The 13,541-nt window shown below is 69.7% G+C and carries 12 protein-coding genes and 1 pseudogene; 8 read left to right on the forward strand and 5 right to left on the reverse strand.

Annotated elements, in window-relative coordinates; all coding sequences use genetic code 11:
• Window positions 1-7 precede the first annotated feature (7 nt).
• A complete protein-coding gene (locus AC0L6Y_RS05430) occupies window positions 8-1,390 on the forward strand; it encodes a MurT ligase domain-containing protein (protein ID WP_473557216.1) in 1,383 nt (460 codons plus the stop codon).
• Window positions 1,387-2,154: a hypothetical protein gene (locus AC0L6Y_RS05435; RefSeq protein ID WP_473557221.1), complete on the forward strand. Its 768-nt coding sequence runs from the start codon at window positions 1,387-1,389 to the stop codon at window positions 2,152-2,154. The genes AC0L6Y_RS05430 and AC0L6Y_RS05435 overlap by 4 nt, the downstream gene beginning before the upstream one ends.
• A gap of 13 nt (window positions 2,155-2,167) precedes the next feature.
• Here the strand turns inward: AC0L6Y_RS05435 and AC0L6Y_RS05440 are convergent, their stop codons facing one another.
• Both AC0L6Y_RS05440 and AC0L6Y_RS05445 read right to left on the reverse strand, forming a co-directional pair.
• Complete coding sequence (locus AC0L6Y_RS05440) at window positions 2,168-3,193, reverse strand: sugar-transfer associated ATP-grasp domain-containing protein (RefSeq protein WP_473557225.1); 1,026 nt, start codon at window positions 3,191-3,193, stop codon at window positions 2,168-2,170.
• Window positions 3,194-3,427, reverse strand: coding sequence for a DUF7455 domain-containing protein (locus AC0L6Y_RS05445; RefSeq protein ID WP_473557227.1), 234 nt, complete (start codon window positions 3,425-3,427; stop codon window positions 3,194-3,196).
• Between the two features lie 184 nt (window positions 3,428-3,611).
• On the opposite strand from AC0L6Y_RS05445, the gene AC0L6Y_RS05450 reads away from it, so the two are divergent.
• Complete coding sequence (locus tag AC0L6Y_RS05450) at window positions 3,612-5,693, forward strand: DNA gyrase/topoisomerase IV subunit B (protein WP_473557231.1); 2,082 nt, start codon at window positions 3,612-3,614, stop codon at window positions 5,691-5,693.
• 176 nt (window positions 5,694-5,869) lie between these two features.
• On the opposite strand, the gene AC0L6Y_RS05455 is transcribed toward AC0L6Y_RS05450, so the two are convergent.
• Window positions 5,870-8,341 carry a DNA gyrase/topoisomerase IV subunit A gene (locus AC0L6Y_RS05455; RefSeq protein ID WP_473557234.1) on the reverse strand — a complete coding sequence of 824 codons (2,472 nt, stop codon included), beginning with the start codon at window positions 8,339-8,341 and terminating at the stop codon, window positions 5,870-5,872.
• Between the two features lie 129 nt (window positions 8,342-8,470).
• Between AC0L6Y_RS05455 and AC0L6Y_RS05460 the strand changes: the two genes are divergently transcribed.
• Window positions 8,471-9,472, forward strand: a complete 1,002-nt coding sequence (locus AC0L6Y_RS05460) for an alkaline phosphatase family protein (RefSeq protein ID WP_473557238.1) — start codon at window positions 8,471-8,473, stop codon at window positions 9,470-9,472.
• Window positions 9,473-9,492: 20 nt separating this feature from the next.
• On the opposite strand, the gene sepH is transcribed toward AC0L6Y_RS05460, so the two are convergent.
• Complete coding sequence (gene sepH, locus AC0L6Y_RS05465) at window positions 9,493-10,554, reverse strand: septation protein SepH (RefSeq protein WP_473557243.1); 1,062 nt, start codon at window positions 10,552-10,554, stop codon at window positions 9,493-9,495.
• 198 nt (window positions 10,555-10,752) lie between these two features.
• On the opposite strand from sepH, the gene AC0L6Y_RS05470 reads away from it, so the two are divergent.
• Entirely contained in the window at window positions 10,753-11,043 is a 291-nt protein-coding gene (locus tag AC0L6Y_RS05470; protein ID WP_473557250.1) for a DUF4193 domain-containing protein, read from the forward strand.
• Between the two features lie 27 nt (window positions 11,044-11,070).
• Here AC0L6Y_RS05470 and AC0L6Y_RS05475 read toward each other — a convergent pair whose 3' ends face one another.
• Entirely contained in the window at window positions 11,071-11,520 is a 450-nt protein-coding gene (locus tag AC0L6Y_RS05475) for a DUF3093 domain-containing protein (RefSeq protein WP_473557256.1), read from the reverse strand.
• A 32-nt stretch (window positions 11,521-11,552) separates the two neighbouring features.
• Between AC0L6Y_RS05475 and dut the strand changes: the two genes are divergently transcribed.
• From dut to AC0L6Y_RS05490, 3 genes and pseudogenes are all read left to right on the forward strand, one after another.
• Window positions 11,553-12,023, forward strand: a complete 471-nt coding sequence (gene dut, locus AC0L6Y_RS05480; protein ID WP_473557263.1) for a dUTP diphosphatase — start codon at window positions 11,553-11,555, stop codon at window positions 12,021-12,023.
• A pseudogene (locus AC0L6Y_RS05485) lies at window positions 12,020-12,647 on the forward strand (DUF3710 domain-containing protein). The gene dut and the pseudogene AC0L6Y_RS05485 overlap by 4 nt, the downstream one beginning before the upstream one ends.
• A complete protein-coding gene (locus AC0L6Y_RS05490) occupies window positions 12,644-13,390 on the forward strand; it encodes a DUF3159 domain-containing protein (protein WP_473557269.1) in 747 nt (248 codons plus the stop codon). The pseudogene AC0L6Y_RS05485 and the gene AC0L6Y_RS05490 overlap by 4 nt, the downstream one beginning before the upstream one ends.
• Window positions 13,391-13,541 lie beyond the last annotated feature (151 nt).

Raw genomic sequence — 13,541 nt, forward strand, 5'->3', positions numbered from 1 at the left:
GCCGAACGTGGTGCGCGTCCTGCTCGCGATCTGGGCGGGGAAGCTCGCGGGTGCGACGCTGCGCGCGCTCGGGCGCGCCGGCACGCACGTGCCGGGCATCATCGCGCGCAAGGTGCACCCGGGAATCATCGGCGCGATCGCGCATCCGCCGCGGGTGATCGCGGTGACCGGGACGAACGGCAAGACGACCGCGTCGAACCTGCTCGCCGCGGCCCTCGCCGCCCAGGGCCAGCGCGTCGCGAGCAACCGCAACGGCTCCAACCTGGCCGCGGGGGTGACGGCGACGCTGATCTCCGCCGTGGACTGGCGCGGGCGCTCACGCGTCGACGTCGGCGTGTTCGAGATGGACGAGCGCTCCGCGAAGCTCGTCCTTCCGGGCCTTCGCCCGGACGTGCTCGTGGGCCTCAACCTCACGCGGGACTCGATCAAGCGCAACGCGCATCCGGCCTACATCGCCTGGATCCTCTCGTCCGCCGTGCCGTCGACGACGACGCTCGTGCTGAACGCCGACGACCTGCTCGTCGCCGGAATCGGCGGCGACGACAACCCCCGGGTCTTCTTCGCCGTCGATCGGATGCCGACGGCCGGCGACCAGCCCGCCGGGGCGGCCGTCAACGTCACCATCTGCCCGGTCTGCGACCACGGGCTCACCTGGGACTACTGGCGCTACAACCACATCGGCGCCGCGCACTGCGAGGCCTGCGGATTCCGCTCACCCGAGGCGGCGTACCGTGCCCGCGAGGTCGACGCGGCGGCGCGTCGCGTCGTGCTCGACCTGGACGGCGAGACCCGCACGGCGGCGCTCGTCAACGAGAACATCGTGAACGTCTACAACCAGGTCGCGGTCGCCGCGGCGCTCGGCGTGCTCGGCTTCGACCGCGACACGGTCGCTGCCGCGTTCGACGAACTCGCGCCGCCGGAGACGCGCTTCATGACCGACGCCGTGGGGTCGACCCGCGTCGTGCGGATCCTGACCAAGGGACTGGTCGGCGTCGCCTGCTCGCGCGCCTTCGACTATCTGCGCTCGTTCCCGGGACGCAAGTCGATCGTGCTCTCGATCGACGAGGTCAGCGAGCGCACCGCCGACGTCGAGAACACCGCGTGGACCTACGACGCCGACTACGACTACCTCGCCGACGACAGCATCCGGCAGATCGTCGTCGGCGGCATCCGCCGACACGATCAGGCGCTGCGCCTGGCGATCGCCGGCGTCGATCCCGGGCGCATCGTCACGGTCGAGTCCGAGACCGACACGGCCGACGTCGTCACCCTGGACGGCATCGACGCGGTCTTCAACCTGCACAGCGTGCACAACGCCGAGCTGACCGGAACGCCCGTCCAGGCGCGCCTGCGCGCGCGGCTCGCCGACCGAGAGGCGGCGACGCGATGAGCCGGGCCCTGACGATCGAGATGCTCTTCCCGGAGGTCGCAAACCTCCACGGCGACAACGCCAACATCGACTACCTCGCGCAGTGCCGCCCGGACGCGACGATCGTGCGCACCGCCCTCACCGACACGCCCGCCTTCGCCGCCGGCGACGTGGACCTGGTGTATCTCGGCCCGCTCACCGAGCACGGGCAGCTGAAGGCGATCGAGCGGCTGCGGCCCCACCGCGAGCGGCTCCTCGACCTGATCGAGTCGGGCACCGCGTTCCTGTTCACGCACAACGCCCTTGAGGTGCTGGGTGCGCGGATCCGCAACGACGAGATGGGCTACGACGTGCCCGGCGTCGGGATCTTCGAGCTCGAGTCGACGCTGTCGATGTTCGGCCGCTACAACGGCAAGGTGATGGGAACCCTCGCCGAGGTGGGCGCCCGGGCGCCGATCGTCGGCTACAAGTCGCAGTTCTCGACAGTGACGGCGCCGGATGCGCTTCCCGGATTCCTCGACGCGGAGCGCGGCATCGGCCGCAACCCGGGGACGAGTGTCGAAGGGGTGCGCCGCGGCAACTTCCTCGGAACCTCGCTGCTCGGACCGCTGCTGATCACCAACCCGCAGCTGACGCGCTGGCTGTTGGCGACGATCGATCCCGACAGCGAGCCCGTGCTTGCCCATGAGGCGCTCGCGATGGCCGCCTACGAGGCGCGTCTGCGCGACTTCCGCGATGCGAAGCGCTGGCATCCGTTCGAGCGCGTGACCGCGCCGCGTCGCTGACGCCCTGCGCGCTTCAGAATCCGATCGCAGCGCGGTAGCGCGGCAGCAGCCCGGTGCGGATGCCCGAGACGCTTGGCTTCGACTGGTAGACGCCCGAATTGGGGTTGCCCTCGATCACGACGGGGCCGTCCGGCGCGATCGCCACGTCCCAGCCGACGTACGGCACCTCGGGGATCTCGCGCGAGAGCTCGTCGACGAACGCGATCACGCGGTCGTAGTACGGCACGCGGAACCCGACGATGGGCGTGCCCGAGAGCGGGTGCGTCGCGAACGTCGTCCCGCTCTCGTCGAAGGCGGGGGAGTGAACCACGCCCTCGTCGTCGAGCATCGTGTACATGCCGCCGCCCGAGAAGTTGTCGATCGGGCCGCCGTTGCCCATCTTGAGCACGCTTGCGAGCACGTGGGTGCGATCGCCGTCGAAGTAGGTGATGACGCGCAGCGAGTTCACGCTCGACGGGTTGAGCGAGACCATCTCGTCGTGCTGGGTGATGAACTCCTCCACCAGGTACTGCCGGCGCTCCAGCAGCCGCGCACGGAAGGCCTCCCAGTCGGTGACCTCGGCGGCCTCGACGCGCTCGATCCCGTAGCCGGAGAGGCTGTCGGGGACCTTCACCATCACGACGCCGCGACGGGTGACGAACTCGCGCAGCTCCGACGCATCCGTCGCGCGCACATCGAGCCATTCGCGACCCAGCCAGCGGTCGAAGCGCGGGTTGAACTGCGCCTTGTCGGCGAAGAGCTTCCGCAGCTCCGGGTCGTTGAGCTTCTTGGCCAGGTGGTTCGACTTGGGGTGCGTGATGTAGGTGCGGCGCTCGCGCCGGGTCAGCAGGACGAAGTCCCAGTCCAGGTAGTCCTGGAAGCCGGTCTCGTAGCGCACCGAGCACCAGAGCATGTCCAGCACGACCAGCGGCACCGGCTTGCGGGACAGCTTGGCGGCCTCACGGGCGATGCGGGTGACGTTCCCGAGGTTGATGGCCCGGGCGCGCGTCAGGAGATAGCGAACCCTTCGGCCGAGCCCGAGTCCGCGGGACGCCGACACCTACCGCTCGTCGGTGGCGGGAACGGCGCTCAGGCGCGCGCTCTCGTCGTGCCACTCCAGCGCGGTCGCGGAGAGCTTCTCCTTGAACTTCGCACCGTGGTGAGCGCAGAACAGCAACTCACCGGAGGCGAGGGTCACTCGCACGTACGCCTGCGCACCGCAGCTGTCGCATCGGTCGAATGCCGTCAGCTCGGGGGCATCCAGCTCGTCGACTTCGCTCGTGATCTGCGACATGGTCTGCTCCCTCTCCGTCATGAACCGTGGGGTGTGTCTTGCGTGCGATTCTGACCTATCCAGTCAAACACGTCCCCGTCTGCGACGTGTGTCGCCGACGTTACATTTCGCTTTGGGCGTATCCAGCCGCGTTCACGGCGGGGCGCCATCCGGGCGGTGTCGGGATCAATAGTCTTAACCCTGTATGAGTAGCGACTATTCCGCCCGGCATCTCTCCGTCCTCGAGGGTCTCGAAGCCGTGCGCAAGCGGCCCGGCATGTACATCGGATCGAACGATTCGCGCGGTCTGATGCACTGCCTATGGGAGATCATCGACAACTCGGTCGACGAGGCGCTCGGGGGCCACGGCTCGCAGATCGAGGTCGAACTCCACCCGGACGGCAGCGTCGAGGTGCGCGACCGTGCGCGCGGCATCCCGGTCGACATCGAGCCCAAGACGGGCCTCTCCGGTGTCGAGGTCGTCTTCACCAAGCTGCACGCCGGCGGAAAGTTCGGCTCCGGCTCCTACGCGGCATCGGGCGGTCTGCACGGCGTCGGCGCCTCGGTCGTCAACGCGCTCTCCGAGCGACTCGACGTCGAGGTCGATCGCGACGGCAAGACCTGGGCGATGTCGTTCCACCGCGGTGAGCCGGGGGTCTTCGACGACGCCGGGACGCCGCGACCGGACGCGCCCTTCAGCCCCTTCATCTCCGGCAGCGAACTGCGCGTCGTCGGCAAGGTCGCCAAGGGCGTCACGGGCACCCGTGTGCGCTACTGGGCCGACCAGCAGATCTTCGCGCGCGGCGCGGGCTTCGTCATGGACGAGCTCGTCGCTCGCGCCCGGCAGACCGCGTTCCTGGTGCCCGGCCTCGGCATCGAGATCGTCGACGCCCGCGACGCCTCCGTCGAGCCGGTTCGCGAGAGCTTCCGCTTCGACGGCGGGATCGCCGAGTTCGTCGAGTTCCTGGCCCCGGATGCGGCGGTCACCGACGTCTGGCGCATTCAGGGGTCCGGCGGCTACACCGAGACGGTGCCGGTGCTGCAGGAGAACGGCCACATGGTCTCGACCGAGCTCTCGCGCGAGTGCGAGGTCGACATCGCCCTCCGCTGGGGCAGCGGCTATGAGACAGTCTTCCGCAGCTTCGTCAACATCATCGCGACGCCCAAGGGCGGAACCCACCAGGCCGGCTTCGAGCAGGGGCTGCTGAAGTTCATGCGCGCCGAGGTGGAGAAGAACGCGCGCCGACTCAAGGTCGGCAACGACAAGCTCGAGAAGGACGACGTTCTCGCCGGACTCACGGCCGTGCTCACCGTGCGACTGCCCGAGCCGCAGTTCGAGGGGCAGACCAAGGAGATCCTCGGCACGCCCGCGGTGCGCAACATCGTCTCGAACGCGGTGGCGAAGGCGATGGCGGCGAAGTACGCCTCGAGCGCGCGGGCCGACAAGGCTCAGGGTACGCTCGTGCTCGACAAGGTCGTCGCCGAGATGAAGAGCCGCGTCTCGGCCCGGGCGCACAAGGAGACGCAGCGCCGAAAGAACGCGCTCGAGAGCTCGAGCCTCCCCGCGAAGCTCGTCGACTGCCGCTCCACCGACGTCGCCGACACGGAGTTGTTCATCGTCGAGGGCGATTCGGCGCTCGGCACCGCGAAGCTCGGCCGCGACAGCGAGTTCCAGGCGCTGCTGCCGATTCGCGGCAAGATCCTCAACGTGCAGAAGGCGTCCGTCTCGGACATGCTGAGCAACGCCGAGTGCGCGTCCATCATCCAGGTGGTCGGAGCCGGCTCCGGGCGCAGCTTCGAGCTCGACCAGGCGCGCTACGGCAAGGTCATCATCATGGCCGACGCCGACGTCGACGGCGCCCACATCCGCACGCTGCTGCTCACGCTCTTCTTCCGCTACATGCGTCCCATGATCGACGCCGGGCGGGTGTTCTCCGCGGTGCCGCCGCTGCACCGCGTCGTGGTGATGAATCCGGGCTCGAAGCCCAACGAGGTCATCTACACGTACTCCGAGGCGGAGTTGCAAGGCGTGCTGAAGGGTCTGGAGAAGCGCGGCAAGAAGTACCAGGACCCGATCCAGCGCTACAAGGGCCTGGGGGAGATGGATGCCGACCAGCTTGCCGAGACGACGATGAGCCGTTCGCACCGCACGCTGCGCCGCGTCCGCGTCGACGACGCCGAGAACGCGGCGCGGGTCTTCGAGCTTCTGATGGGCAACGAGGTGGCTCCGCGCAAGGAGTTCATCATCGCAGGCCAGGGTCTCGACCACGCGCGGGTGGACGTCTAGCCCACGCCGAGACTCGATTCGCGCTGGCGTCGCGCGCGCGTTTCGGTCGCTGCCCTTCCGCAAAGTCGGAGAATCGGCCACCTCGTCCACGACTTGTGGACGTCAGCGGCGAATCCCCGAGTCTGCGGGGGGATCGGGGACGGGGACGGCGGGGACGGAGCCCGCTCGCGGTCGAGCTACAGGGTCGTGCCGACCGAGCCGATGACGGCGTCGAGCGGGATGCCCGAGGCGTCGCGCTTGGAACCCGACTCGGGCAGTGCCCGCAGCGAGCCGTCGGGTCCGACCGGAACAGCCGGCGCCGCACCGACCCAGGCGAGTTCGAGGCTGCTCTCGCCCTTGAGGAAGGACTGCGCTCGCACGCCTCCGGTGGCGCGCCCCTTGCCGGGGAACTCGCTGAACGCGCTCACCTTGCCGCGACCCGCGTCGGTGCCGACGAGCACGCCGTCGGGGGTCGAGATGGTGACCACGACGGCGGCATCCGGCTGTTCGACGGTGCCGAAGAAGAGCACACGCGCCTTCGGTGAGAGCTTGATGCCGGCCATGCCGCCCGCCGACAGCCCCTGCGGGCGCACGCTCGCCGCGGCGAAGTGGAGCAGCTGCGCGTCGTTGGTGACGAACACGAGCTCGCTGGCGTCGGTGCTGTGGCTCACGCCGACCACCTCGTCGCCGGGCTTGAGCGAGATGACCTCGAAGTCGGGCCGGCTGGGCCACGCACCCGGCGTCACGCGCTTGACGACGCCCTGCGCCGTGCCGAGCGCGATCGGCTCGTCGCTCGTCAGCGAGACCAGAGCGATGACGTGCTCCTTCTTGTCGCTGAGCCCGAGGTAGTCGCGGATCTTCGCCCCCGCCGCCAGCTGGACCGAGTTGGGCGGAACCGCCGGGAGGTCGACCGGGGTGAACCGGATCAGGCGACCGCGGTTCGTGATCGCGCCGAGCTCACCGCGCGAGGTCGCCGAGACGGTGGAGCGGATCGCGTCGTGACGGCTCCGCCGCGCGGGCGATGCGGGGGCCTCGACGCCCTCGGGGAGGTCGACGCGCACGGCGCGGCCGGTGGTCGACAGGATCACGAGCGTCGGCACATCGGCGATCTCGAGCGCGGCGGCGGCCTGCTTGGCGGCGGCGGAGGCGCTGCGCGGCGGTGCCGGTCGCGCTTCGGTGAGCAGTGTCCGCCGCGGGGTTCCGAACTTCTCGGCGGCGTCGGCGAGCTCGCTCGACACGAGTGCGCGGAGTCGGGTGGGGGAGCCGAGGATCTTCTCGAGCTCGGCGATCTCCTTCTGGAGCTTGTCGCGCTCGGTCTCCAGCTCGATGCGGCTGAACTTGGTGAGGCGGCGCAGCTGCAGCTCGAGGATGTACTCGGCCTGCAGAGTGGAGAGGTCGAAGACCTCCATCAGCCGGGTGCGCGCCTGCGCCGTGTCGTCCGAGGTGCGCACGACCTGGATCACCTCGTCGATGTCGAGGATCGCGATGAGCAGTCCGAGCACGAGGTGGAGGCGCTCTTGGCGCCGCGTCAGCCGATACTGCGAACGCCGTGTGACGACCTCGAGCCGGTGCGTCAGATAGACCTGCAGCAGGTCCTTGAGGCCCAGTGTCAGCGGCCGGCCCTCGACAAGGGCGACGTTGTTGATCGAGAAGCCGTCTTCGAGCGGAGTGAGCCGGTAGAGCTGCTCGAGCACCGCCTCCGGGCTGAAGCCGGTCTTGATCCCGATCACGAGGCGCAGGCCGTTCTTGCGATCGGTGAGGTCGGTGACGTCGGAGATGCCGGTGATCTTCTTCGAGGTGACGCCGTCTTTGATCTTCTCGATGACCTTCTCGGGTCCGACGAGGTAGGGCAGCTCGGTGACGACGAGTCCGGTCTTGCGCGCGGTGATCGGCTCGATCGAGACCTTCGCGCGCGTCTTGAACGAGCCGCGTCCGGTCGCGTAGGCATCCTTGACGCCGTCGAGGCCGACGATCGTTCCGCCGGTCGGCAGGTCGGGGCCGGGCACGAACGCCATGAGCTCCTCGAGCGTGGCGTCCGGGTTGTCGAGAAGGTGGCGTGCGGCGGCGACGACCTCCACCAGGTTGTGCGGCGCCATGTTGGTGGCCATGCCGACCGCGATGCCGCTGGCGCCGTTGACGAGCAGGTTCGGGTACGCCGCCGGAAGCACGCCGGGCTGGGTCAGCTGGTTGTCGTAGTTCGGGACGAAGTCGACGACGTCCTCGTCGAGTCCCTCCGTCATCGCCATCGCGGTCGCCCGGAGGCGGGCCTCCGTGTAGCGGGCGGCCGCGGGGCCGTCGTCGAGCGAGCCGAAGTTGCCGTGCCCGTCGATCAGCGGCACGCGCATCGTGAAGTCCTGCGCGAGCCGGACGAGCGCGTCGTAGATGGCGCTGTCGCCGTGCGGATGCAGGCGGCCCATGACGTCGCCGACGACACGGGCGCTCTTGACGTGGCCGCGGTCCGGGCGCAGGCCCATCTCGCTCATCTGGTAGAGGATGCGTCGCTGAACCGGCTTCAGGCCGTCGCGCGCGTCGGGCAGCGCGCGGGCGTAGATCACCGAGTAGGCGTACTCGAGGAACGAGCCCTGCATCTCGGCAGAGACGTCGATATCTTCGATGCGCTCGCCATTCGGCTGGGCAGGGGTGACGGGAGAAGATGCGCGCGGAGTCATAGGATCGGGGCAATGTTACCGGCGGCGAAATCCCACCGGTTCAGCCTTGCCGACGTTCTTCCGAATTGCCTTCAGGCCTTGCGGGGACAGCGCGGATCGCTGGGCCTTCCGACAGTGACCCATGCGGTCGTGGTTCTGGTCGACGGTCTCGGTTTCGAGGTTCTCGCCGCGCATCGCGGGCACGCCCGCACGCTCTCGGCGCGACTGGACCGCGACGCGCCGATCGACAGCGGCATCCCGTCGACGACGGCGGCCGCGCTGGCGTCGCTGACGACGGGGACGCGTCCGGGGGAGCACGGCATGGTCGGCTACTCCGTGCTCGACGCGGCACGTGACCGGGTCGTCAACCAGCTCACCGGATGGGGGCCGGACGGCCTCGATCCGGAGCGCTGGCAGAGGTCGTCGACGGTGTTCGAGCGTGCCCGCGAGTTCGGCATCCACTCGGTGGCGATCGGCCGGGAGCGGTATCGCGACTCGGGCTTCTCGGCCGCGGTGCTGCGCGGCGCCGAGTTCCACGCGGGCGAGACGATCGAGGATCGCGTCGAGGCCGCAGCGCAGGAGCTGCACCACGCAGGACCCCGGCTGGTCTACCTCTACGTTCCGGAGCTGGACGTCGCCGGGCACGCCAAGGGGGTGGCCTCCGCGGAGTGGACGGCGGCGCTCGAGACCTTCGACGCGGCGCTCGCGCCGCTCGCGGCGAGCCTGACCGGCTCGCAGGGGCTGCTCGTCACGGCGGATCACGGCATGCTCGACATCGCTCCCGAGGCGCACCGAATCGTGGCGCCTGAGCTGCTGGCGGGGGTGCGTCACGTCGCCGGTGAGCCGCGCGGCCTGCAGCTGCACCTCGAGGCGGGGGTCGACCCGGATGTCGTGGCGGAGGCCTGGCGCGCCAGCGAGGGCACGCGGGCCTGGGTGGCGACCCGGACCGAGGCGATCGACGCGGGATGGTTCGGCGAGGTCAGCTCGGAGGTGCTGCCGCGACTCGGTGACGTGTTCGTCTTCGCGCGGCGTCCGATCGCCTATTACGTCGATCCCGGTGACGGCGGGCGTGGCATGGTCGGCCAGCACGGCTCGCTGACGCCGACCGAGCGGTCGATTCCGCTGCTGCGCTTCGGCGCGTTCGCCCGCTGACGCCGCGGCGTCAACGTCGGCTACTCGTCGTCGGGACGGGCGCCGAAGACGATGTCGTCCCAGCTCGGCATGGAGGCGCGGCCCTTGCGGCTGCTCTTCGGGGCGGGAGCCGGCGCCGCACTCGGGCCCTGCGCCGCCTTCGTCGCCGGGACGGCGGTGTCGATCGGCATCGTCTCCATCGGGACGTCGATCACTCGGACGGTTCCGGTTCCGGGACGGTCGGCGAGCTGCTCCTCCGGCTCCGGATCCATGGGATCGCGCTCACCGCGGCGTCGCCGCAGCGCCTCCAGAAGGTCGGCGGTCTGGCCATTGTTGCGGCTGGCGCGCTCGCGCGGAGGCGCGGCGGCCGCCGGTTCCGACCGCTCGGCGCTCGGCCGGCGAGGTGCCGGGGGAATCGCTTCGAGCCGCGGTCCGGATTCGTCATCGTGCTCGACGCGGAACGCACCGCTGTCGAAGCGGGAGTTCGGCTCGTCGGGCTCGCTGTCGTCCGCGGCGACGGCGCGCAGACGTGGAATCAGGGGCGCGGGCATATCGCCGTGCTGCGACAGCGACTCGGCCTCGCGGTTGAGGGGCGAGAGCGCGCCCCGCTTGGGGTCGAAGCCCCAGCGGGCGTCGTGCTCGACGTCGTCGGCGCTGAAGGTCAGCTTGACGATCCATCCGCCGCCCTGCTCCTTCCAGCTCGCCCAGCGCTCGTCGACGGCGCCCGCGTCGAGGAGTCGGCCGCGAATGATGTCGCCGAACTGCGCCGAGTCGGCGGGGTCCGCCTCGCCCGGGCCGCGAACGGCCACGGCGAGAGCCGACTGGATCACGTATTCGCGCTCCGCGAGCACGGGGCCCTCGAAGCGCCGGATGTCGTCGAGCGACGCACCGGTCACGGTGGCGACGTCTTCGGCGGACATCCCGGCTCGGATCTGCGACTGGATCTCGCGCGGCGAGACCTTGTGCGCGGACGCACCGGCGCTCGACGCCTGTCGCAGCCGCGCGCGCAGCGCCTCATCGACGGGGACGCGGTAGCGGCCGCCGTCGTCATCCGCGAGCAGGAGCGCTCCGCTCTCAACTCCGGTGACCTTCAACTCGTGCATGTCGAACGACCTCCAGCCGTCACGATTCACGCACAGGATGCCACGGGATCGCCGGTAACCACGGGAATATCGCGGGCGCGCCGCGAGTTGCACGGGAAGCGCTGAGACTCGCGAAAAACAAGGTTTGCGAATCCCGGGCGAATGATGCAGACTGTGCCCGCCGATTTGCACCGACGGCACCCGAGAAATGGAACGAGCATGGCAACCGACTACGACGCCCCGAGGAAGACGGACGAGGAAACCGAGTCCATCCAGGCCCTCCAAGAGCGTGTCCCCGACAAGATGTCGGGAGTCGTGGATGTCAACGATTCCGACAACCCGGGCTACGAACTCAGCGGCCAGGACCTGGCCGACATCGACCTCGACGTCGTGGTGCTCCCGCCTCAGGCGGACGAGTTCACCTGCGTCAGCTGCTTCCTGGTGAAGCACCGCTCGCAGGTCGACCACGAGAGCAAGCTCGGACCGGTCTGCCTGGAGTGCGCTTCCTGACCCACGCTCGAACGCGCGTCATGCCGTTCAGCGCGTGAGCGCGGCCGCGAGCTCCTCGGGGCGGCGGCTCGACACCAGCCAGTACGGCGTGGGGTCGCTCGGATCGTCGAGCTGGATGCGAACGACGGGGGAGATCCAGCCCCGCAGCAGCAGCCAGGCGCGGGCATCGAGTCGCGGTCCGCGCTCGGCGCTCGCCTCCTCGTCGCGGTGCGGGTGGGCTTCCGCGATCAGTTCGCGCGGGATCTCGGCGCTGCCGGCGCGCAGTCGGGAGTCATCCACCTCGATCGCGGGCGTCGTCAGGACCAGTCCTGCGACGATCGCGAGGTAGAAGCCGATCGCGGTCACGATCCCCGCGGGCACCGAGATCGGCAGGAACACGAGCAGGCTCGCCGGCATCACCAGCGCCGAGACGATGAACACCCATGCCGACGGCCAGAGTCGTTCGCGAAAGAGTACGGGTGCGGGGGTGCTCGTCATGTCCTTATTCGACCATGGACTAGCCTCGATGCGTGACCGAGTCGATCGAAGTTCTGCTGCGTGCAGCCGCGGAGCCGACCTATGCTCACCCCGGCGATGCCGGTGCCGATCTGACCTCGACGGAGAGCGTCACGATTCCGGCCGGCGAGCGGGTGACGCTCGGAACGGGCGTCTCGATCGCGCTTCCGGATGGCTTCGTGGCGTTCGTCGTTCCGCGCAGCGGCCTGGCGGCCAAGCACGGCATCACGATCGTCAACAGCCCCGGCACGGTGGATGCGGGGTACCGCGGAGAGATCCGCGTCACGCTGCTGAACACCGACGCGCGCGAGCCGTACGCGGTTCAGGCGGGCGATCGGATCGCCCAGCTGATCGTGATGCCGGTCGTGCGGGCGCGCTTCATCCCGGTTGAGGTTCTTCCGGGAAGCGATCGCGGTCAGCGAGGATTCGGCTCGACGGGATACGGTTCCGGCGAGTCCACGACACACACGGGAGATTCTGCGTGAGCGATACCAGCACGGGCGCGACGTCCGCGCCGACCGAGCACCCGAAGTCGGCCCCGGCCGACCGCGAGACGGCGGGGCCGCTCGACGAGAGCGAAGCCAATGCCGTCCGGCCCTATGTCGACCTCGGCGGAGTGAAGATCCTGCCGCGGCCCGAACTGGCGCTGCGCCTCGAGGTGGAGGAGGGGAGCAAGCGCGTCGTCGCGGTCGCTCTCGACTTCGCTGAGTCGAACGCTGCAGGTGCAGCCGTTCGCGGCGCCGCGAACGAGCGGCCTCTGGCACGAGATCCGCGCTCAGATCGCGGATCAGATCCGCAAGCAGGGCGGTTCGGTTGCCGAGGCGACCGGCTCGCTCGGCCCCGAGCTGCACGCGCAGATCCCCGCGACCGGCCCGGAGGGCGGCTCGCGTCTGGCGCGCTTCGTCGGCGTCGATGGTCCGCGCTGGTTCCTGCGCGGCGTGATCAGCGGCAAGGCTGCCGTCGATGCCGAAGCCGCGGCGAAGATCGAGGAGCTGTTCCGCAGCGTGGTGGTGGTGCGCGGCACGACGCCGATGCCGCCGCGCGATCTGATTCCGCTGCACGTGCCCGCGTCGGCGCAGGATGCGCGGCCGGGTGGCGCCACGTCATGATCGACCCTCGTTCCGAGGAGTCCGGTGCCGACGACGCCGCCGCGCGTGACGCGATGAGCGAGGCGCTGGCGCAGGCGGCGAGGCGTTCGGCTGTCGGTCGTGTGATCCCGGGGCAGGAGCCCACCGGTGCGGCGCTCTGGGCCGCGGTTGGCGGGGTGCGCGGGATCGTCGAGTCGATCCTGCCCGGACTCCTGTTCCTGGTGCTGTTCACGGTGACCGGCGAGGTGGCACTGTCGGTGCTCGCGCCCGTGGTGATCGCGGTGATCTTCATCGGGATTCGGCTGGTGCGGCGCGAGCCGCTCGGTTCGGCGATCGCCGGTGCCTTCGGAATCGCCCTCTCGGCCGGCATCGCGCTGTTCACGGGCGAGGCGCGCGACAACTTCGTGGTCGGGTTCTTCATCAACGGCGGGATCACCCTGGCGATGGTGGTCAGCCTGGTGGCGCGCTGGCCGTTCATCGGCGCGATCGTCGGCTTCGCGGTCGGCGACCGCGAGTGGCGCGCCGACAAGGCGAAGTTCCGCGTCGCGGTGGTGGCGACCCTGATCTGGGCGACGTTCCCGCTCGTGCGGCTGGCGGTCGAGCTGCCGCTCTACTTCACCGATCAGACCTCGGCGCTGGCGACCGCGAAGCTCCTTCTGGGTGTTCCGCTCTATGCGATCGTGCTCTGGATCACGTGGCTGCTGGTGCGCAGCGTCTGGAGCTTCGGCATGTCGCCGTCGGATTCCGCCGAGGAAACGCGCTAATATATCTTGACGTCGAGATAAATCGGCGTGCGCGACCCGGGGCGAAGACCCTCCAACGGGGCTTAGGCTTGCCTTGCTGGACGGCGCCAGGCGTCGCGAACAGGATGAGTGTGCGGCGAGGAGATCGCTGCGGACGGTAGAGGGAGTCCCA

It is taken from the genome of Pseudolysinimonas sp. 10J20-29 (assembly GCF_055809595.1).